Below are 17,996 nucleotides of genomic sequence, written 5' to 3' on the forward strand. Positions count from 1 at the left end.
ATCTAGAAGCCGTCTAGAGCCAGCCGTTGCGGCGGAAGCCGCGATGCAACAGGACGCAGGCCGTAATCATCACACCGAGGACCGCCGGATAGCCCCACACCTGGTTGGTCTCCGGCATGAAGTCGAAGTTCATGCCGTAGATCCCGGCGATCATCGTGGGCACGGCCAGGATGGCCACCCAGGACGAGATCTTGCGCATGTCCTCGTTGGCCAGCGCGTTCGAGCGGGCCAGCGCCGCCTGGAGGATCGAGCTGCACAGCTCGTTCGACGACTCGACCTGCTCGCACACGCGGGAGAGGTGGTCGCCGACGTCGCGGAAGTATTCGCGCATCTCCGACGGGATCACCCGGCGCTGCGGCAGCGCGGCCAGCGGGGCCTGGAGCGGCGTGACGGCCCGCTTCAGCTCCAGCATCTCCCGCTTGAGCTGGTAGATGCGGTTGATGTCGCGGGAGCTGACGTCGGCGAAGACGGTCGCCTCGACCTCTTCGAGTTCGAGCTGCATGAGGTCGGCGACCTGGAGGTAGCGGTCGACGACGTGGTCGGCTATGGCGTGCAGCACGCCCGCGGGCCCGCGGTTCATCAGCTCGGGCTTGTCCTCGAGCCGCTCGCGCACCTCGGTGAGGGGACAGTGCCGGCCGTGTCGTACGGTCACCACGAAGTCGACGCCGAGGAACACCATGATCTCGCCCGTGGCGATGATCTCGCTGGTGGCGGTCAGCTCATCGTGGTCGAGGTAGGCGATGGACTTGAGCACCATGAACAGGGAGTCGCCGTAGCGCTCGACCTTGGGGCGCTGGTGGGCCTTGACCGCGTCCTCGACGGACAGCGGGTGCAGGCCGAACACGCCGGCCAGCCACTCGACCTCGGGAGCGGCGGGCTCGTGCAGGCCGACCCAGACGAACGCCTTGGCGCCGTCGGAGCGGCTGTTGTGCTCGCGGACCAGCTCGAGCGACTCCTCGATGCCCGGGGCGACGACCTTCTCGCCCTTGATGTAGGCGCCGAACTCGACGAGGGAGTCAACGGGAGGCACGCAGACCTCACGCACCGGCTTGGTGAGCTGGCGCGAGACATGCGGCTGTGCGGGGTGACGGGTGGTGCGACGGAAAAGCGTAGACGTGCGCATGGCAGTCCCTTTCCGCCCGACCTGGCACGCTCCACGCGCGACGAAAAGTCACCTCAATCAACGAAAGTACGTGGAGGCACGATCAGGCTGCCGGATTGGAGTGGTCGGGGGCATACAGGGTGTACGTGGGTGAGCACGTACTGCTGGGATCACCAGGTTTCATCCCGGACCACCTCCAATCACAAGAGATGCCATAAAGCCGCCCTAAGTTACCACAGGCGGATGGACCCGACTGACGATACTCCCCGACGGGTCCTGACAGCAGGTAGAACTCCACAAAGATTCCCGCCTATTCCCTCACTTCGACTGCTTCGTTCCCGCATTTCGAGCGCCCACGCAGGTCAGTCGCGGGTGCGCCGGGTGCCCGGCCGGCCGGCCCTGTCACAATGGGGCGGTGCGCGTTCTAGTCATCGGCTCCGGCGGGCGTGAACACGCCCTGTGCCGCTCACTCATGCTCGATCCCCAGGTCACCGAGCTCCACAGCGCCCCCGGCAACGCGGGCATGGAGGAGATCTCGGCCCCGCATCCGGTCACGGCCACCGATCCCGCCCAGGTGACCGAGCTGGCCCTACGACTCGGCGCTGACCTGGTGGTGGTGGGCCCCGAGGCGCCCTTGGTGGCGGGCGTGGCCGACGCGGTGCGCGCCGCGGGCATCGCCTGCTTCGGCCCGTCGAGCCGGGCGGCGATGATCGAGGGCTCCAAGGCGTTCGCCAAGGAGGTCATGACGGCCGCCGATGTCCCCACGGCCAGGGCGCGGGCCTGCGTCACGCCCGAGGAGGCCGCTCAGGCCCTCGACGAGTTCGGCGCCCCGTACGTGGTCAAGGACGACGGGCTGGCCGCGGGCAAGGGCGTGGTCGTCACCGGCGACCGGGAGCAGGCGCTCGCGCACGCGGCGGCGTGCGAGCGGGTGGTGATCGAGGAGTTCCTCGACGGGCCCGAGGTCTCGCTGTTCGCGCTCTGCGACGGCAAGACGGCCGTGCCGCTGCAGCCCGCCCAGGACTTCAAGCGCGCCTATGACGGCGACGAAGGCCCCAACACCGGCGGCATGGGCTCCTACACACCGCTCACCTGGGCCCCCGAAGGGCTCACCGAGCAGGTCATGCGCGAGGTCGTCCAGCCGACGATCGACGAGCTGGCCCGGCGCGGCAGCCCGTTCCAGGGCGTCCTGTACGTGGGCCTGGCCCTGACCGCGAAGGGGCCGAAGGTGATCGAGTTCAACGCGCGCTTCGGCGACCCGGAGACCCAGGTGGTTCTCGACCGCCTGGAGACGCCGCTGGCCGGGCTGCTGGCGGCCTGCGCCACGGGGCGGCTTAGCGAGCATCCGGCGCCGGCGTTCCGTGCGGGCTCGGCCGTCGCCGTGGTCGTCGCGGCCGAGAACTACCCCGACGCCCCGGTCAAGGGCGACGTCATCGAGGGGCTCGACCCCATCGGCGGCGCCTACGTCCTCCACGCCGGCACGAAGCGGGTCGACGGCCAGGTGCTCTCCGACGGCGGGCGGGTGCTCAACGTGGTCGGCACCGGCCCCGACCAGGAGACGGCCCGCCGCAACGCCTATGAACTGGTCTCGCGCATACGGCTGCGCGGCTCGCACCACAGGACGGACATCGCCCGATGAAGCACCTGCACTCCGGCAAGATCCGCGATCTCTACCAGACCGACGACGGTCAGCTGCTGATGGTCGCCTCCGACCGGATCTCGGCCTTCGACTACGTGCTCGAGTCCGAGATCCCCGACAAGGGGGCCATCCTCACGCAGATGTCGCTGTGGTGGTTCGAGCAGCTGGCCGATCTGGTGCCCCATCACCTCATCGGGCCGGGGCCCGACTCCCGCAGCGTGCTGTGCCGACCGCTGTCGATGGTGCCCGTCGAGTGCGTGGCGCGCGGCTACCTGACCGGCTCTGGCCTGGTCGACTACCGGCGCGAAGGGGCGGTCTCGGGGATTGAGCTGCCGCCGGGCCTCGAAGACGGGTCCCGGCTGCCCGAGCCGATCTTCACGCCCTCGACGAAGGCCCCGGTCGGACAGCACGACGAGCCGATCTCCTTCGAGCGGGTCGTCGGCGACGTGGGTGCGGAGACGGCCGAGGAGCTGCGCCGGATCACGCTGGCCGTCTACACGCGCGGCGCCGAGATCGCCCGCGAGCGGGGCATCATCCTGGCCGACACCAAGATCGAGCTGGGTCGCGACGCCGACGGCGTGCTCACGTTGGGGGACGAGGTACTGACGCCTGACTCGTCACGATTCTGGCCGCTTGACCAGTGGCAGCCAGGACGCTCCCAACCGTCATTTGATAAGCAATATGTAAGGGATTGGTTGTTGTCGCCCGAATCGGGATGGGACAAAAGCTCCGGAACTCCCCCACCTCGCCTTCCCGACAAGGTAGTGGAACAGACCAGACAGCGTTATCTGGAAGCCTACGAGCGCATCACCGGAGCTCCCTTTAGGGGATGATTCGGCAGGGGCAGCAGTGGTTAGCGGCTACTCTTGGCCCGGTCTAGCTCAGACCGAGACCTCCGAGGAGCCGCACGAATGGTCCGTTACCGCGTGCGCGGTGGCAACCCACTGCGTGGAACCGCCTTCATCCAGGGCGCGAAGAACGCCGTGCTGCCCATGATCGGTGCGGCCCTGCTTGCCCCCAAAGGCCGCACTGTCCTGCGCAACGTACCGATCATCGAGGACGTGCGGCGGGCGGTGGAGCTGGCCGAGGCCATCGGCGCGTACGTCGAGCTGCACGAGGCCGAGCGCACCCTGGTGATCGACGCCTCCCGGCTGACCAGCGCGGTGCTGCCCGCGGACATCGCCAGGCGCTTCCGCGGTTCGGTCCTGTTCACGCCCGCCCTGCTGCACCGGCTGGGCGAGGCGATCGTGGAGGGGGTCGGCGGCTGCAATCTCGGCAGTCGCAACCTCGACTTCCACTACCTGGGCTACAAGCGGCTGGGCGCGGTCGTCGACGAGGGCGAGACGGTCATCCACGTCAAGGCGTCCGGCCTGACGGGCGCGACCCTCTACCTCGACACCCCCTCGCACACCGGCACCGAGAACCTCATCATGGCCGCCGCCCTGGCCAAGGGCACCACCGTGATCGAGAACGCGGCGCTGGAGCCCGAGGTGCTCGACGTCATCGACATGCTCACCAAGATGGGCGCGCGGATCAGCGGCGGCGGCACCGGCTTCATCACCGTCGAGGGCGTCGACGAACTGCAGGCCGTGGAGCACACCGTGATGCCGGACCGGCTCGACGCCGGTGTGTTCGCGATGGGCGCGGCGATCACCGGCGGCGACCTCAGCCTCGTGGGCACCGGCCTCGACCTGGGCGTCGTCCGCTACAAGCTGGAGCAGATGGGCGTCGACTTCGCCCGGCCCGGCGCGGTTCTTCACGTACGGTGCGAGCGGCCGCTGCGGCCGATCAACATCATCACCGACACCTACCCGGGCTTCGCCACCGACCTCCAGTCGCCGATGATGACGGTCGCCGCCCTGGCCGACGGCACCAGCTACATCCACGAGCGCATCTTCGACGGCCGCTTCGCGCTGGCCGGCGAGCTGAACAAGATGGGCGCCGACGTGGAGGTCGAGGGCAGCAGGGCCATCGTCAGGGGCGCCACCCCGCTGAAGGGCACCCGGGTGACGGCGCACGACCTGCGTTCCGGAATCGCGCTGGTGCTGGCCGGACTGGCCGCCGAAGGCGAGACCGTCATCGAGTCCGGATACCTCATCGACCGTGGGCACGCGCATCTCGCCGAGCGAATGCGGGCGCTGGGGGCGGACATTACACAAGAGATTTCCGACCGCTAAAAAGCGTTAGGAATACCTCGTTGAGCTGCTGATATACCTTCTCAGGCAGTCAAGCAGAACGACTTTCCGGAAAAGTCGGGCGTGACATTATGGTCCCCGCGAGCGATCGTTCCAAAAGAGAGCACTGCAACAGACAGCAGGATGGGACGAACATTGGTCGAGAGGGCCGAAGAAACTCCCCGAGTGTCACGCCCGGGTGCCATGACACCGGACCTCACCATTGGTGTGGTCGGACCCCACGATCTGGTCGAGCGGGTCATGTTGATGGGTCATGCCGCTGCGCCACTTCCGTGCCGTTTGGTGGCGGCCGCCTACCGCGATGAGCAAGAGGCGCCCGACAAGGTGACGCGGCTCGGTCCCGGCGTGGACGCATGCCTGTTCGCCAGCCCGGTCCCCTACGACCTGGCCAGGCGCTCGGGTGTGCTGACGATGCCCGCCACCTACGTGCAGCTCGGCGGAGCTGCGCTGGTCGCCGCGCTGGCCAAGGCGGCGTTGGATTCGCGCATCGACCCGCAGCGGGTGAGCATCGATGTGGTGGCCAGGGCGGACGTCGAGGAGGCGTACACAGACCTCGGGATTGCCGCAACGGATGTCCACAGCCGCGACGAGCCGGGCGCCACCGGCACGATCGCGGCTTACCACGAGCGCCTGGCCCGCCAGGGATCCACCACGGGCGCGCTCACATGCCTGCCGGCGGTCGCCGAACGCCTCCAGGCGTCCGGTGTCCCGGTCATCAGGATCAGGCCGACCTCCGCGGCCGTGCGCACCGCGCTGCACACCGCAGCGCTGCTCGGTGCGCACCACCGCCTGGAGGAGTCGCAGCTCACCGTGGTGTTGGTCGAGGTACCGACGTTACGCGAGCCGGTACGCCGCGCCGCGCCGCGTTACTGGCGCGACGAGCTCCGGTTGTCGCTGCACCGGCTGCTGGTCCAGGAGGCGAACCGCATCAACGCCACCGTCTGGCCGATCGACGATCACAGCTATCTGGTCACCGCGACCAGGGGCTCGATCGCCGCCGCGACCGACGGGTTCAGGGTGCTGCCGTTCGCCGCCAGGATCCGCGACGAGCTGGGACTGGCGGTCGAGGTCGGCGTGGGCATGGGACGCACAACCCATGACGCGGAGTCGCACGCACGGGCGGCTCTGGCGCGTACCCAGGCCGGTAAACAGGCCCAGGGCTTCGCCGTGGACCGTGAGGGCCGAGCGCTCATCCCGGCCCCCCGGATGCCCCCTCAGGGCTCCACCGCGCTCAAGCCCAAGGGCGTGGAGGTGCTGGCCCGGCTCGCCGCCAAGCTGGAGGGCGGCGACACCGTGGTGGACGCGGAGGGCGCGGGGAAGATGCTCGGAGTGACGCCGCGTACGGCTCGGCGGTTGCTGCGCACGTTGGTCGACGAGGGACTCGCGTGGCCGCTGCCGCCCAACCGTACGCCCCAACCGGGCCGGCCGCGCCAGCTCTACCGCCTCATCGTGGAGAAGCTCGGGCCACGCTGATCGCCCCCAGATACAGGTCCGCCGTCCCCCCTTCCCTTTCCTGGGGCGGCGGGCCCCCTGGCTCTTCGGCCGGGTGTGTTTTTGGTCAAGTGAACTAGTGATTGGCCGCGTCCGAAGAGGGTATGTATTGCGTCGCCCCCGATCGACGGGATTCGGACGGGGGCACCAAAGCCTTTCTTCCCCGCCAAGTTGGTAGTCCGAGGCCCGCCAGCGTTCTGTCGGGAACGCCCGCTATTGTCATGGCCTATGGCATCGGACACCCCTGACCGCCCTCCCCTGCTCGTCTGGAGCGCGCTGGTCATCGTCTATGTGGTCTGGGGTTCGACGTACCTCGGCATCAAGATCGCCGTCGAGACCATCCCGCCGATGCTCAGCGGGGCGCTGCGGTTCGTGACGGCGGCGGTGATCCTCGGCGGATTCCTGGTCGCGCGCAAGGGCTGGGCGCCGTTCCGGATGACCCGGGCCCAGTTCGGCGGGGCCGCGCTGGTGGGGCTGCTCCTGCTGACCAGCGGCAACGGCCTGCTGGCCGTGGCGGAGCGGAGCGTGTCCAGCGGGCTGGCCGCGCTGCTCGTCGCCTGCGTGCCGCTGTGGCTGGTGGTGTTGAGGATCATGGCCAGGGATCGGCCGAAGGTGCTGACGCTGGCCGGCGTGCTGGTCGGGCTCGGCGGTGTGGCGGCACTGTCGCTGAGCGGCGGTGGCGGGTCGGCGAGCACCAGCGGGATCGTGGTGATCCTGGTGGCGTCGCTGTCGTGGTCGGTCGGGTCGTTCCTGTCTGCCCGGATCCCGATGCCGGCCAACCCGTTCGCGGCCAGCACGATCGAGATGCTGGTGGGCGGGGCCGGGCTGGCCGTCACGGGCCTGTCGTTCGGCGAACGGCTGGACGTCGCGGCCGTCTCCGGCCGCTCGTGGGCCGGGCTGGTCTACCTGATCCTGGTCGGGTCGCTGGTCGGTTTCACCGCCTACAGCTGGCTGCTCAGCAACGCGCCGATCTCGCTGGTGTCGACCTACGCGTACGTCAACCCGGCGGTGGCGGTGCTCCTCGGCGCGCTCGTGGTGAGCGAGCAGGTGACCTGGCAGATCATGCTGGGCGGGTTGGTGATCCTCGTGGGCGTCGCCCTCGTGGTGTCCACGGAGCGACGGCCCAGAGCGAAACGGCTCACCCCTGAAGAGGTCGCGGCTTAGGGGTCAACGGCCTTCAGGAGCGGACGAGCTCCCGTTAGGGGTTCATGGCGTTCAGGAGCGGGACTAGCTCCCGTTCCTCGTAATCGAGGTGTGCTTCGAGCTCGGTCACGAGCCGATCCACCTCCGCGAGCACCTTCGGGGCGGGCGCGGCCGGCTCGCCGTCCGCGAGCAGCCCCTGGAGCTCGTCGAGGAGCCGGGAGACGGTCCCGTGCTCCTCGCGCAACCGGTCCACCACAAGGGTGAGCTCGGGATGCCGCCCTTCGACCCAGGGGAACATCCCGGCGTCCTCGAACTTGTGATGCTGATGGAGCCCCTGGCACAGGGTCAGGCAGTTGACTCGCAACTGCACGCCCAGGCCGCCGGTCCCGGACGCGGCGACCTCCTTGCGGATCAGCCGCAGCTCCCGGCGGAACGCGTCGTGCACCCGCACCAGGAAGTCACCCCCTCGCGTGCCGTCCGGACCGCCGCCGCGGGGGGTCAGCGCGACCACGGGGATGACCCGGCTCGTCTTCTCCTGGTAGGCCGCCCAGCCGGGGTCCATCTCGACCGCCCGCGCGAAGGCGCTGTCGCGTTCCTCGCCTTCGAGGACGACCGCGTCCGCCGGGTACGTGAAGATGCCGTCCTCCACCGTCACTCGCGGCGTGGCCAGGAGGTTGTGGTACCAGGCCGGGTGCTTGGGCGCCCCTCCGGCGGAGGCGATGATCAGCATGCGCTCGCCGTCCGGCAGGTAGCCGACCGGAGTGGTGTGCTGGGCGCCGGTCCTGGCGCCGGTGGTCGTCAGAAGGAGCAACCGGGCGCCGTCGAACATGGCGACCTGGCCCTGGTTGGCGCGGAACTCGTCGATGATCGGCTGATTGAAGTCTTGGGGCATGCTCTGCTTGCTCTCCAGATGTGAGAAAGGGTTACGACGGGCGGGATGCGCACGGCACGCCGTACCGGCCTCGGGCGGAGAGCCTCGATGAGCACGCGAGGGGAAAGGGCGGTCAGGCGATCACCGGACCGTCGAGCAGCACAACGGTCAGGCGATGGCCGGACCGCGGGGCAGCGTGAAGGATCGCGTGCGACGGTGGTGCGGGACACCACCGGGCATGGGGACGACGCGCGGGCGCGCGATCAGATCAGGCGCTGCCTGTGAAGTGAGAAGTCACGACATCATCCCCTACAACCGGTGCCTCCATGCCGCCGACGTCCTCCGGCCGGCGACACGCGACAAGAGGCCCATTACACGGCCTAACCCCGCAAACTGTCAACCCGCCTTGAAGGCCGCCGCCGCCGCGAGGAACGTGTCGTTCGCCTCCGGGTCGCCGATCGAGACGCGGGCGCCCTCCCCCGCGAACGGCCGCACCGCCACGCCCACGGCCGCGCACGCCGCCGCGAAGTCGAGCGTGCGCTCGCCGAGCCGCAGCCAGACGAAGTTGGCCTCGGTCAGGGGGATCGTCCAGCCCTGGGCGATGAGCGACTCGCGCACCCGGGTCCGCTCCTTGACCACCGTGTCGACCCGCTCCATCAGCTCGTCCTCGGCGCGCAGGGAGGCGATGGCCGCGATCTGCGCGAGGTGGTTGACGGCGAACGGGATGATCGTCTTCCGGATGGCCGACGCCACCGCCTCGTGCCCCACCAGGTAACCGACGCGCAGCCCCGCCAACCCGTAGGCCTTCGAGAAGGTACGCAGGACGCAGACGTTCGGCCGGTCGCGGTAGAGGGTGAGCCCGTCGGGCACGTCCTCGTCGCGCACGTATTCGCGGTAGGCCTCGTCCAGGACCACCAGCACGTCGTCCGGCACCCGGTCGAGGAAGGCCACCAGCTCGGCCCGGCGGATCGCGGTGCCGGTGGGGTTGTTGGGATTGCAGACGAAGATCATGCGCGTCCGGTCGGTGATCGCCTCGGCCATGGCGTCCAGATCGTGGTCCTCGCCTGCCAGCGGCACCCTGACGGAGACCGCCCCGGCCAGGTCGGCCAGCAGCGGATAGGCCTCGAACGACCGCCACGCGTAGATCACCTCGGCGCCGGGCTCACTGACGGCCTCGAACAGCTGCTGCGCCACGGTGACGGACCCCGCCCCGAGCGCGATGTGCTCGACCGGCACCCCGAACCGCTCCGCGATGGCCTCCGTCAGCTTGATCGCCCCCGGGTCGGGGTAGCGGTGGACCTGCCGCGCCCCCTCGGCGATCGCCTCGACCACGGACGGCAGCGGGTCGTAGGGCGACTCGTTGGAGGAGAGCTTGTACGAGCGGCCGTCGGGAGACGTGACGGCCTTGCCCGGCTTGTACGCCGGCATGGTGTCCAGAATCGTGCGGAAACGAGGCATGGCTTCACCTTAGAAGAAGCCCACCAGCAGGTCAGCATCGCCGTCCGGGTGCAGGCAGCCGAAACCCAACGTCAGTAACATTGTGTGACAGTTGAATCACCCGGCAGGCCGTCGCGACGGCCAGGCCGCGGGCGTTGTCTCCGGAGTGAGGCGGTTCGCCGCAACCGTGGAGGCCGATCGTTCGAAAGAATGGGCGGAGCCATGGCTGAGCATCAGGATTCGCTGGAAACGGGATATGGCATCGGTGCCGTGTCCCGGCGGCTCGGCGTGCCCGCGCCCACGTTGCGCACCTGGAACCTGCGGTACGGCATCGGCCCGAGCGGCCGCAGCCGGGGTGGGCACCGCCGCTACGACGCCACTGATCTGCTCCGCCTGGAGGAGATGAACAGGTTGATCCGGGAGGGTGTCGCACCGGCGGAGGCGGCGCGGGTGTCACTGCGTCTGCGACCGGGGGCGGACCAGCCCGAACCGGCCAAGCCCGCCGTTCCCGGAACTGGGGTGGCCGGGCCGGTGCCCACGACGGCGATGCTGGTCAGGGCCGCGACAAGGCTGGACGGCGGGGCCGTCGGCGCGGGGGTCACGGCCGCGATCTCGCGCCATGGCCCTGCCTGGACGTGGGAGCGGCTCGTCCTGCCCGTCCTCGCCACGATCAGCCGCCGGCAGCGCAGGACGGGGGCGGGCATCGAGGTCGAGCACCTGTTCTCCGACGGCGTCCTGGCGGCGCTGCGTCCGCTGCTCGAACCACCGGCGAGGCCGGTCAACCATCGGCCCGTGTTGCTGGCGTGCGCGGAGGAGGAGCAGCACAGCCTGCCCCTGTACGCGCTCGGGGCCGTGCTGGCCGGGACGATGGGGGTGGCGGTGCGGTTGCTCGGCGCGCGCACGCCGTACGGGGCGCTGGCCGGTGCGATCCGCACGCTGGGGCCGTGCGCGGTCTTCCTCTGGTCGCAGCAGGAGCTGACGGGAGATCCGGCTCCGCTGGCGGCGCTGCCGCCGGTGCGTCCGCCGTACCGGGTGGTGGTAGGCGGTCCTGGCTGGTGGGATGGGCTGCCACGCGGAGTGACAAGAGTGGGTTCGCTTGATGAGGCGGTGACCCGGCTGGTGGCGGCGGCGAGCTGATCAGGAGGCCGCGGTGACCAGGTTCTTTGGCATTCGTCCGAAGATCAGCCGGTGGAAGGGGACCAGGGCCCACCAGTAGAGGTGGCCGAGGAGCCCGTGCGGGTAGAAGATGGCGCGCTGCTCGTAGACGGTTCTGTCACCCGCCTGCCGTACGGAGAGCTCGAGCCAGGCCAGGCCGGGCAGCCGCATCTCGGCGCGCAGCCGCAGCAGGCGGCCGGGCTCGATCTCCTCCACCCGCCAGAAGTCGATGGAGTCACCCACCCTGAGCCTGCGTGGGTCCCGTCGCCCGCGGCGCAGCCCGACGCCGCCGGCGATCCGGTCAAGCACGCCGCGGGCCCGCCAGGCCACGGGAAGGGAGTACCACCCGTTGCCGCCGCCGATGCCCTCGACGACGTCCCACAACACGCCCGGTGGGACGTCGCAGGCCAGGGTGCGGCGGTCGATGTAGAGGCTGCCGCCTGCCCAGTCGGGGTCGGTGGGCAGGGGGTCGCTCGGGGCGCCCGGGGTGGAGGCGGAGGACCAACGGGTCGCGACGTCGGCCTCCTTGATCTTCCGCAGGGCGAGGGCGACGGCGCGGCGGAATCCGATCAGGCCTTCCGGCGGATCGGGAACGTAGGCCGCGATGTCGTGCTCGCGGCAGACCGCCTCGTTTCGCAGCGACTCCACCAGGGGTCGCGCGATGGTGGCGGGAACCGGCGTGACCAGGCCGACCCAGTGGCTGGACAGCCACGGGCTCAGCAGGGGCACCGGGATGATGAGTCGCGGCGGCAACCCGGCGGCGGCCGCGTAGCCGCGCATCATGTCGGCGTAGGTCAGCAGGTCCGGGCCGCCGACATCGAAGGCGCGGTCGACCTCCTCGGGGATGGACGCCCACGCTCGCAGGTAGCGCAGCACGTCACGTACCGCGATGGGTTGTGTACGGCTGCGCACCCAGCGCGGCGTGGTCATCACCGGGAGCCGTTCGGTGAGATGGCGCAGCATCTCGAACGAGGCGGAACCCGAGCCGATGATCACGGCGGCACGCAGTACGACGGCGGGCACCCGGCAGCCCAGGAAGATCTCGGCGACCTCGGCGCGCGAGCGCAGGTGCGGTGACAGGTCCTCATCGCCGGTGAGCCCGCCGAGGTAGACGATCCTGCGTACGCCCGCTGCCTCGGCGGCGGCCGCGAAGGCCCGCGCGGCCCGGCGGTCGGCGTCGGCGAAACCCCTGCCGCCACCCATGGTGTGGATCAGGTAGTAGGCGACGTCGACACCGTCCAGCGCGGCGCGCGTGGCAGCGGCGTCCAGGGCGTCGGCCGCCACGATCTCGGTGCTGCCCGCCCAGGGCAGGTCGCGCAGGCGGGCAGGCGAGCGGACCATGCAGCGCACGCGATGCCCGGCGTCGAGGAGCTCGCGCACGAGTCGCCCGCCGATGTACCCGGTCGCGCCCGTCACCAGCACGGTCCTGGTCATGCCGCCTCCAGCAGAGCGTGCAGGCGGTGCAGGCCGCGGGCCGTCCTGGCCTTGACGGTGCCGAGCGGGACGTCCAGCCGTTCGGCGATCTCGCGCTGGCTGAGGTCCTCCCAGTAGGCGAGCCGGATCGCCTCGCGTTGGGCCTCGGGCAGTTCGGCGAGTGCCCGGCCGATCAGGTCGCGGTTGGCCAGGTCCTCGCCGTCGTCACGGCCATCCCGCCCCGGTGGCTCGGCGACGGACTCCAACGGCACGGTCGCCAACCGCCGCGCCCGCAGGTAGTCGACGGCGCGGCGGTGCGTGATGGTCAGCAGCCAGCTCTCCAGGCTTCTGGCCGGATCGTAGCCGAGCCGGCAGCGCCAGACGTCGGCGAAGACGGCCTGCGTGACATCGTCGACGTCCTGCGCCGGGATCAGGTGTCGCAGGTAGGCGCGCACCATCGGCCGATGGATCGCGAAGCATTCCTCGATCATCGCCCCTCCGAACGATAAGCTATTCAAAATCTATTCAACCTTGCCATCTGGAGGGCCGACAACCAAGAACACGGAGATCGTGCAACCGCTCCGGCGCCCGCCCGCGAAAGCATGGGAGTGGAGACGGTAATCGTGCTGTTCAACCGGGACCTGCGGGTCCACGACCATCCGGCGCTGAGCGCGGCGTGCGAGCGCGCCCGCCGCGTGATCCCGCTGTTCGTACGGGATCCCGCCGTGCCCGCGGGCCGGCGCGGAGAGTTCCTGACCGGGTGCCTGGCCGACCTGCGCGCCTCACTGCGGGCGCGCGGCGGCGACCTGCTCATTCGGCAGGGCGAGACGGTCGCGGAAACCTTGCGTCTGGCGGAGCGGACCGGCGCCGAGGCGGTGTTCGCCAGCGCGGACGTCAGCGAGCTGGCCAGAACCAGGGAACGTCGCCTGGCCGCCGCAGGCGCGCTCAGGCTCTTCCCCGGAGTCACGGTGGTTCCACCCGACCTGCTGCGCCCGGCCGGAGGCGACCACTACCGCGTCTTCACCCCCTACTGGCGCGCATGGCAGCGGGCGCCCCGCCGTACCGTCCTGGCCGCGCCCCAGCGGGTGCCTACGCCGCGGGAGTGGGAACCGGGCCCGCTGCCCGAGGGCGGCCAGGGCGGGGAGACGGCCGCGCGGCGTCGGATGAACGAATGGGCCGCCCGCCACCTGGACCGGTACGGCGAGGGCCATGACGACCTGGCCGGTGACACCACCTCCAGGCTCAGCCCTTACCTGCGGTTCGGCTGCCTGTCGCCGCTGGAGTTGTCGGAGCTGGACAACGAGGACTTCGTCCGGCAGCTGTGCTGGCGTGACTTCCACCACCAGGTCACCTTCGCCTTCCCGCGCATCAACAGGGACGACTACCGCCCGCGCGGCCATCGGTGGCGCGACGACGAGGACGCGCTCCAGGCGTGGAAGGCGGGGCAGACCGGTGTGCCGATCGTGGACGCGGGCATGCGCCAGCTGCTCGCCGAGGGCTGGATGCACAACCGAGCCCGCCTCATCACCGCCTCATACCTGGTCAAACACCTCAGGATCGACTGGCGGGCGGGCGCGGCGCACTTCTTCGAGCTGCTGCTGGACGGCGACGTGGCCGACAACTTCGGCAACTGGCAGTGGGTGGCGGGCACGGGCAACGACACTCGCCCCAACCGCTCGTTCAACCCGATCCGCCAGGCCAGGCGCTTCGACCCCGAAGGCAGGTTTGTCCGCGCCTACGTGCGGGAGCTGGCCAAAGTTCCCGACGCGTACGTGCACGAGCCTAACAAATCCCCCTCTCCGACGAGGGGCTACCCGCCGCCGCTGACCCTCGCCGGGCGCGAAGCCACCCTCTTCTAAGGGCGGCTGAGCGACGCGTGAGGCGCCGTCCCGAGGTTCGGGTGCTATTCCTTCAAAGAACGCAACATCGGGGGGTGGAGGAGCTCGGCGGGGCCGCGGCGGTGGAGTTTGGCCGGGCGGCCGCCGTCGCGGGTCGTGGTGGCGCCCGTCTCGACCAGGAAACCTTCCGCCTTGGTGACCTTGCGGTGGAAGTTGCGCGGGTCCAGGGGACGGCCCCAGACGATCTCGTACACGCGCCGCAGGTCCGCCACCGTGAACTCCGGCGGGCAGAAGGCGGCGCCCAGCGAGGTGTATTCGAGCTTCGCCCGCGCCCGCTCGATGCCGTCCTGCATGATGCGCCGGTGGTCGAAGGCCATCACGGACAGGGTGTCGACGGGCTGCCAGCTCATGTGGGCCTTCTCCGAGGCCGGCAGGTCCGGGGCCAGGCCGAGGTAGGCGACGCTGACCACGCGCTGGCGGGGGTCGCGGTCCGGGTAGCCGTAGGTCTGGAGCTGCTCCAGGTGCACCGGGGCGCCGGGGAGGCCGGCGCGTTCGGCCAGGATGCGCTGGGCCGCCGCAGGGAGGTCCTCGTCGAGCTGGATGAAGCCGCCAGGCAGCGACCAGCGCCGTAGGAACGGCGGGTTGTCCCGGCGCCACACGAGGGCGCACAGGGCCTGGCAGCGCACGGTGAGCACGACCAGGTCGACGCTCACCGGGATGCTCGGGACCATGGCAGGCACGTTACACGCCGACCGGCCCAGGGCGCCTTCAGCGGCGGGCGCGCTCACGCCGCGATGCGGACGTGGAGCGGCTCCGTGGTGGCCTTCCCCGTGGGGAGTTTCACGCCGACCTTGACCCATTCGTCCGGCGGCACCTGGGTCCAGTCGAACGGCACCCACGCCGTCTGCATGCCCTCCGGCAGGTCCTCCAGCGGGTCCTCGTCGAGCCAGCCCACGGCGGAGACCACCAGTTCCTTCAGCTCGTCCCCGTACTGGAGGGTGATCGTGCCGTTCTTGAGGTTGTATCCGCGCACCTCCACCCCGTCCTGGATGTCGCGGGAGCGCCGGATGGCGTCCACCGCGATCGGGCGCTGCCAGTCCTGGCTGATCTGCGTCTCCAGCGAAGGGGAGCCGCAGGTCAGGAAGTCGCTCCACATGTAGGAGACTATTTTCTGAACGTACCTGCCGGCCATGGTGACGGCCTGGTCGAGGCGTTTCTTGTCGGTCTGGCCGCGGGTGCCCTGCGGGGCGCATGGGCGATCGCCGGAGGGCTCGAACGCCTCGACGTTCGCCCAGAGCTCCACGTTGAAGCCCGCCTGGAGCATCTGGTCGCGGGCCGCGGACATCTCGCGGTAGTAGTCGCGCGTCGAGCCGTGGTAGGCGGTGCCGTACGTGGTCTCGCCCACGACGGAGCGCAGCCGCTCGTCGACCTCGGTGTCGCGCTGGTCGGGCCAGAACAGGCCCACCTTGCCGGTGCCGCGGCTGTCCTGCGGCGCGATGATACCCACCCCAGTCTTGGCCAGCGCCACGAACGCCGCGGCCACCTGCTTGGGCGTCTGCCCGAACGGGACCCGCTTGCGGGCGTCGAGGTAGGGGCTGATGAGGATGGGCTTGCCCGGCAGCTCCTGCTCCACGATCTGGTGCTGCTCGGCGTACACCGTGAGGGTGGGGTTGTCGGCGAGTGTGTCGCCCATCTGCACCTCGAACGGCTGGTAGACGCCGCCGAGTGAGGCGCGGTCGGCGAAGCGCACGCCGTAGTCCTGCAGAATGCGGCGGGTCAGCGTCCGAAGTGTGTCGATGTGCTTGTCGTTGGCCCTGGTCGGGGTCTCGGGGTCACGCGGCGCGAGCGGCAGCGCCGGGAAGACCCGCACACCGAACTGGTCGCCGAGGTCGAGGAGTTGCGTCAGGCTGTCGGTGTCCGAGCCGGCGATGAGGATCAGGTCGTACGGCTTGGCCTTGGTGAAGTCGCAGGTGGCGTCGTCGGAGCCGCCGTCCATCGGGGTGAGCACGCGGAAGTACACGCGCTTGCCCACGGCGATCTTGCGTTCCATCTGGGAGCAGCGGAACAGGCCGGGCCCGAAGGACTCGTCGGTGCGGTAGGCGTACGTACGGGCGATCCGGTTCTTCGGGTTCGCCGCCTTCAGGTCGCGCTCAGCCGCGTCGCGGCAGCTCCGGCCGTCTTCCTCGCAGTCCTTGTAGAGAGGGTCGAGCTGCCCGTCCTTGGTCAGCACGCGGCCCTCGTCGTCGGTGGAACGGAACTGCAGGCCGTAGCCGATCCTGATGACCGTGTCGCCGCCGAGGTTGTGGATGTCCTCCAGCTGGTGGCGCCAGGTGCAGCGGTTGGACTTGGGGGTGATCCAGTAGCCCGTGACGGCGTAGGGGGCCTTCTCCTTGGTCTCGAACGATCCACACTGGTCGGTGAACTCGCTCACCTTCGGCGTGGGCTCGACGCGGGTCGGCGTCGCCTTGACCTGCTGGGCCGCCTTCTTGGGAGGATCGCTCTTGGGCAGCACGACGATCACGGCCGCGACCGCGGCCAGGATCGCGGCGCCGAGGAGCACGAGAAGCCAGCGCACGTTGGGGAACCTACCGCCCTAATGGTCTGCCGAGGATAAACCGCTAGTTCTTGACGCCGGCCCACGATTCGAGCTGGGCCACGAACCTCTTGGCCGAGTTGGGCCAGTGGTGGTTCGCGCGGGCCGCCGCGTAGCCGCGCGCGCCCTGCGCCCGCCGCTCCCGTACGTCGTCCCTCAGCGTCAGTACGGCCTGGGCCACGGCCTTCGGATCCTCCCATGGGACGACCACGCCGCTGTCATACCGCTCGACCAGCTCGACCGCGCGGGGGGACGGCGTCGTGATGACCGGGATGCCGTGGGCCATGTACTCGACGATCTTCGTGGGCATCGAGTGACGGTAGTTCGGCTCGTCGTGCAGCAGCGAGAGCCCGGCCAGCGCGCCGTCGAGCCGCTTCAGCGCCTCGTCGTTGGGCATGAAGTCGCGCCACTCCAGCAGGCCCTCCGTGACGGCCTGGTTGAGCATCGGCCGGCTGTACGGGTCGGCGTAGCCGATCAGCTCCACCGCCACCCGGTACGGCTGGAGCAACCGGGCCACCTCGACGGCCTCCATCACGCCCCGGGCCCTGGACAGCCAGCCCAGGTACACCACCCGGTCGTCGCCGGGCGGCGTGACCGAGTCGGGGACCCAGGTCTCGTTCGGCACGATCAGGTGGGCGTGCTTGAACCGGCCCGCGTAGGCCGTCTCGGCCAGCAGCAGGTGCAGGTGACGCTCGGCCGTGCCCTCCAGCATGCGGGCGAGGAAGCGTACCGGGGGCCGCAGCAGCGACGGCAGCCACGGCTTGAGGGAGAGCGTCGCCGGGGTGTCCTCGTGGACGTCCCAGACCACGGGCGGGCGGTTGCGCACGCCCCAGATCGCGAACAGCAACTCCGGATCGTGGATCAGCACGATGTCGACCTTGCGCCGCATGCGCTTGAACAGCTTGCGGGCGGCCCAGACCCCGGCCACGCGCTTACGCTGCGCGGCCCTGGGCAGGTCGACGCCGTTGACCCAAGGACGAGGCACGACCCCGTGGGCGGTGAACGAGGCGGCATACGTGACCTCATGACCTGCATCCACGAGGGCACGGATCTGCCTATGCAGGATCCTCGCGTCCTCGGGGTTATGCACCACCGTCATGACGAGCACGTGCACTGCGCGCA

At 70.0% G+C, this 17,996-nt stretch carries 15 protein-coding genes; 7 read left to right on the forward strand and 8 right to left on the reverse strand.

Annotated features, from left to right (window positions below):
- Nucleotides 1-13: 13 nt before the first annotated feature.
- On the reverse strand, nucleotides 14-1,123 hold the full coding sequence (corA, locus tag ACQP2T_RS59865; protein ID WP_433513533.1) for a magnesium/cobalt transporter CorA: 1,110 nt from the start codon (nucleotides 1,121-1,123) through the stop codon (nucleotides 14-16).
- A gap of 394 nt (nucleotides 1,124-1,517) precedes the next feature.
- Between corA and purD the strand changes: the two genes are divergently transcribed.
- The 5 genes from purD (at nucleotide 1,518) to ACQP2T_RS59890 (ending at nucleotide 7,588) form a co-directional block, all read left to right on the forward strand.
- On the forward strand, nucleotides 1,518-2,738 hold the full coding sequence (gene purD / locus ACQP2T_RS59870; protein WP_433513534.1) for a phosphoribosylamine--glycine ligase: 1,221 nt from the start codon (nucleotides 1,518-1,520) through the stop codon (nucleotides 2,736-2,738).
- Complete coding sequence (locus ACQP2T_RS59875) at nucleotides 2,735-3,571, forward strand: phosphoribosylaminoimidazolesuccinocarboxamide synthase (RefSeq protein ID WP_358550270.1); 837 nt, start codon at nucleotides 2,735-2,737, stop codon at nucleotides 3,569-3,571. Before purD ends, ACQP2T_RS59875 begins: the two co-directional genes overlap by 4 nt.
- Nucleotides 3,572-3,649: 78 nt before the next feature.
- Nucleotides 3,650-4,915 (forward strand): UDP-N-acetylglucosamine 1-carboxyvinyltransferase, encoded by a 1,266-nt coding sequence (gene murA / locus ACQP2T_RS59880; protein ID WP_357957507.1) that lies wholly within the window; start codon nucleotides 3,650-3,652, stop codon nucleotides 4,913-4,915.
- 201 nt (nucleotides 4,916-5,116) lie between these two features.
- Nucleotides 5,117-6,406 (forward strand): GTP cyclohydrolase IIa, encoded by a 1,290-nt coding sequence (locus ACQP2T_RS59885; protein WP_225300073.1) that lies wholly within the window; start codon nucleotides 5,117-5,119, stop codon nucleotides 6,404-6,406.
- 246 nt (nucleotides 6,407-6,652) lie between these two features.
- Nucleotides 6,653-7,588, forward strand: a complete 936-nt coding sequence (locus tag ACQP2T_RS59890) for an EamA family transporter (RefSeq protein WP_433513535.1) — start codon at nucleotides 6,653-6,655, stop codon at nucleotides 7,586-7,588.
- Between the two features lie 34 nt (nucleotides 7,589-7,622).
- Here ACQP2T_RS59890 and ACQP2T_RS59895 read toward each other — a convergent pair whose 3' ends face one another.
- Both ACQP2T_RS59895 and hisC read right to left on the reverse strand, forming a co-directional pair.
- Nucleotides 7,623-8,459, reverse strand: coding sequence for a nitroreductase/quinone reductase family protein (locus tag ACQP2T_RS59895; protein WP_433513536.1), 837 nt, complete (start codon nucleotides 8,457-8,459; stop codon nucleotides 7,623-7,625).
- A gap of 375 nt (nucleotides 8,460-8,834) precedes the next feature.
- On the reverse strand, nucleotides 8,835-9,896 hold the full coding sequence (gene hisC, locus ACQP2T_RS59900) for a histidinol-phosphate transaminase (protein ID WP_433513537.1): 1,062 nt from the start codon (nucleotides 9,894-9,896) through the stop codon (nucleotides 8,835-8,837).
- A 201-nt stretch (nucleotides 9,897-10,097) separates the two neighbouring features.
- Between hisC and ACQP2T_RS59905 the strand changes: the two genes are divergently transcribed.
- A complete protein-coding gene (locus ACQP2T_RS59905) occupies nucleotides 10,098-11,012 on the forward strand; it encodes a MerR family transcriptional regulator (RefSeq protein ID WP_433513538.1) in 915 nt (304 codons plus the stop codon).
- Here the strand turns inward: ACQP2T_RS59905 and ACQP2T_RS59910 are convergent, their stop codons facing one another.
- On the reverse strand, nucleotides 11,013-12,464 hold the full coding sequence (locus ACQP2T_RS59910) for an SDR family oxidoreductase (RefSeq protein WP_433513539.1): 1,452 nt from the start codon (nucleotides 12,462-12,464) through the stop codon (nucleotides 11,013-11,015).
- The gene (locus ACQP2T_RS59915; protein ID WP_433513540.1) at nucleotides 12,461-12,934 is read right to left on the reverse strand and encodes a sigma-70 family RNA polymerase sigma factor; all 474 of its coding nucleotides are present in this window, start codon (nucleotides 12,932-12,934) and stop codon (nucleotides 12,461-12,463) included. The genes ACQP2T_RS59910 and ACQP2T_RS59915 overlap by 4 nt, the downstream gene beginning before the upstream one ends.
- A 111-nt stretch (nucleotides 12,935-13,045) precedes the next feature.
- Here ACQP2T_RS59915 and ACQP2T_RS59920 point away from each other — a divergent pair, with 111 nt between their 5' ends.
- The gene (locus ACQP2T_RS59920) at nucleotides 13,046-14,302 is read left to right on the forward strand and encodes a cryptochrome/photolyase family protein (protein ID WP_433513541.1); all 1,257 of its coding nucleotides are present in this window, start codon (nucleotides 13,046-13,048) and stop codon (nucleotides 14,300-14,302) included.
- Between the two features lie 44 nt (nucleotides 14,303-14,346).
- Here the strand turns inward: ACQP2T_RS59920 and ACQP2T_RS59925 are convergent, their stop codons facing one another.
- The 3 genes from ACQP2T_RS59925 to ACQP2T_RS59935 are packed head-to-tail and all read right to left on the reverse strand — an operon-like array spanning nucleotide 14,347 to nucleotide 17,988.
- Nucleotides 14,347-15,012: an NUDIX hydrolase gene (locus tag ACQP2T_RS59925; RefSeq protein ID WP_225300058.1), complete on the reverse strand. Its 666-nt coding sequence runs from the start codon at nucleotides 15,010-15,012 to the stop codon at nucleotides 14,347-14,349.
- 53 nt (nucleotides 15,013-15,065) lie between these two features.
- Nucleotides 15,066-16,856 carry a DUF4434 domain-containing protein gene (locus ACQP2T_RS59930; protein WP_433513542.1) on the reverse strand — a complete coding sequence of 597 codons (1,791 nt, stop codon included), beginning with the start codon at nucleotides 16,854-16,856 and terminating at the stop codon, nucleotides 15,066-15,068.
- A gap of 43 nt (nucleotides 16,857-16,899) precedes the next feature.
- On the reverse strand, nucleotides 16,900-17,988 hold the full coding sequence (locus ACQP2T_RS59935; protein WP_433513543.1) for a glycosyltransferase: 1,089 nt from the start codon (nucleotides 17,986-17,988) through the stop codon (nucleotides 16,900-16,902).
- Between the last annotated feature and the right edge of the window lie 8 nt (nucleotides 17,989-17,996).

The organism is Nonomuraea sp. CA-143628 (assembly GCF_050942315.1).
Lineage (GTDB): Bacteria > Actinomycetota > Actinomycetes > Streptosporangiales > Streptosporangiaceae > Nonomuraea.